The sequence below is a fragment of the Pseudomonas sp. 2725 genome, from assembly GCF_050434585.1.
GTDB lineage: Bacteria > Pseudomonadota > Gammaproteobacteria > Pseudomonadales > Pseudomonadaceae > Aquipseudomonas > Aquipseudomonas jessenii.
In genome coordinates, this window is record NZ_JBNDIV010000020.1 from 1 (window position 1) to 2,369 (window position 2,369).

Consider the following 2,369-nt stretch of genomic DNA (forward strand, 5'->3'; position numbering starts at 1 on the left):
GGTGACTGCGTACCTTTTGTATAATGGGTCAGCGACTTATTTTCAGTGGCGAGCTTAACCGAATAGGGGAGGCGTAGCGAAAGCGAGTCTTAATAGGGCGTCTAGTCGCTGGGAATAGACCCGAAACCGGGCGATCTATCCATGGGCAGGTTGAAGGTTAGGTAACACTGACTGGAGGACCGAACCGACTACCGTTGAAAAGTTAGCGGATGACCTGTGGATCGGAGTGAAAGGCTAATCAAGCTCGGAGATAGCTGGTTCTCCTCGAAAGCTATTTAGGTAGCGCCTCATGTATCACTGTAGGGGGTAGAGCACTGTTTCGGCTAGGGGGTCATCCCGACTTACCAAACCGATGCAAACTCCGAATACCTACAAGTGCCGAGCATGGGAGACACACGGCGGGTGCTAACGTCCGTCGTGAAAAGGGAAACAACCCAGACCGTCAGCTAAGGTCCCAAAGTTATGGTTAAGTGGGAAACGATGTGGGAAGGCTTAGACAGCTAGGAGGTTGGCTTAGAAGCAGCCACCCTTTAAAGAAAGCGTAATAGCTCACTAGTCGAGTCGGCCTGCGCGGAAGATGTAACGGGGCTCAAACCATACACCGAAGCTACGGGTATCACTTAGGTGATGCGGTAGAGGAGCGTTCTGTAAGCCTGTGAAGGTGAGTTGAGAAGCTTGCTGGAGGTATCAGAAGTGCGAATGCTGACATGAGTAACGACAATGGGTGTGAAAAACACCCACGCCGAAAGACCAAGGTTTCCTGCGCAACGTTAATCGACGCAGGGTTAGTCGGTCCCTAAGGCGAGGCTGAAAAGCGTAGTCGATGGAAAACAGGTTAATATTCCTGTACTTCTGGTTATTGCGATGGAGGGACGGAGAAGGCTAGGCCAGCTTGGCGTTGGTTGTCCAAGTTTAAGGTGGTAGGCTGAGATCTTAGGTAAATCCGGGATCTTAAGGCCGAGAGCTGATGACGAGTGTTCCTTTGGAACACGAAGTGGTTGATGCCATGCTTCCAAGAAAAGCTTCTAAGCTTCAGGTAACCAGGAACCGTACCCCAAACCGACACAGGTGGTTGGGTAGAGAATACCAAGGCGCTTGAGAGAACTCGGGTGAAGGAACTAGGCAAAATGGCACCGTAACTTCGGGAGAAGGTGCGCCGGTGAGGGTGAAGCATTTACTGCGTAAGCCCACGCCGGTCGAAGATACCAGGCCGCTGCGACTGTTTATTAAAAACACAGCACTCTGCAAACACGAAAGTGGACGTATAGGGTGTGACGCCTGCCCGGTGCCGGAAGGTTAATTGATGGGGTTAGCTAACGCGAAGCTCTTGATCGAAGCCCCGGTAAACGGCGGCCGTAACTATAACGGTCCTAAGGTAGCGAAATTCCTTGTCGGGTAAGTTCCGACCTGCACGAATGGCGTAACGATGGCGGCGCTGTCTCCACCCGAGACTCAGTGAAATTGAAATCGCTGTGAAGATGCAGTGTATCCGCGGCTAGACGGAAAGACCCCGTGAACCTTTACTATAGCTTTGCACTGGACTTTGAATTTGCTTGTGTAGGATAGGTGGGAGGCTTTGAAGCGTGGACGCCAGTTCGCGTGGAGCCATCCTTGAAATACCACCCTGGCAACTTTGAGGTTCTAACTCAGGTCCGTTATCCGGATCGAGGACAGTGTATGGTGGGTAGTTTGACTGGGGCGGTCTCCTCCTAAAGAGTAACGGAGGAGTACGAAGGTGCGCTCAGACCGGTCGGAAATCGGTCGTAGAGTATAAAGGCAAAAGCGCGCTTGACTGCGAGACAGACACGTCGAGCAGGTACGAAAGTAGGTCTTAGTGATCCGGTGGTTCTGTATGGAAGGGCCATCGCTCAACGGATAAAAGGTACTCCGGGGATAACAGGCTGATACCGCCCAAGAGTTCATATCGACGGCGGTGTTTGGCACCTCGATGTCGGCTCATCACATCCTGGGGCTGAAGCCGGTCCCAAGGGTATGGCTGTTCGCCATTTAAAGTGGTACGCGAGCTGGGTTTAGAACGTCGTGAGACAGTTCGGTCCCTATCTGCCGTGGACGTTTGAGATTTGAGAGGGGCTGCTCCTAGTACGAGAGGACCGGAGTGGACGAACCTCTGGTGTTCCGGTTGTCACGCCAGTGGCATTGCCGGGTAGCTATGTTCGGAAAAGATAACCGCTGAAAGCATCTAAGCGGGAAACTTGCCTCAAGATGAGATCTCACTGGGACCTTGAGTCCCCTGAAGGGCCGTCGAAGACTACGACGTTGATAGGTTGGGTGTGTAAGCGCTGTGAGGCGTTGAGCTAACCAATACTAATTGCCCGTGAGGCTTGACCATATAACACCCAAGCAATTTG

Annotated in this window: 1 rRNA gene; it reads left to right on the top strand. The window is 52.4% G+C overall.

Annotated elements, in window-relative coordinates:
- A 23S ribosomal RNA gene (locus ABIE16_RS28705) occupies nt 1-2,350 on the top strand; the annotation flags it as partial.
- Between the last annotated feature and the right edge of the window lie 19 nt (nt 2,351-2,369).